A 260-nucleotide genomic window follows, 5' to 3' on the forward strand; every position below is an offset into this window, starting at 1 on the left:
GCCGACGTCAAAAGCTGGAGCCTCCTGAAACGGTGGAAGGGGGGGGGGATGTGAACGATATGATGGCAATGGCGTTCAGTATTTACAACACACCGCCGCTGAACCTGTGCGTTTCAGCGTGTCATTCGCCGATGTAGTCCCGCGGTACCCGCTTCAGGTTGCAGAAGATCTGGTACGGAATAGTGCCCGCGTGTGCGGCCACTTCGCTGGCCAGCACCTGCTTGCCCCACAATTCGACCGGGCTGCCGACGGTGGCTTGC

1 protein-coding gene is annotated in these 260 nt (G+C 60.0%); it reads right to left on the minus strand.

All coding sequences use genetic code 11. The features are described 5' to 3' along the window. Positions 1-121: 121 nt before the first annotated feature. On the minus strand, positions 122-260 hold a 139-nt coding region (locus R0J88_RS21245; protein ID WP_410901063.1), incomplete at its 5' end, for an alanine racemase C-terminal domain-containing protein.

This window comes from Pseudoalteromonas sp. SIMBA_162 (assembly GCF_046535955.1).
Taxonomy (GTDB): Bacteria; Pseudomonadota; Gammaproteobacteria; order Enterobacterales; family Alteromonadaceae; genus Pseudoalteromonas; species Pseudoalteromonas marina.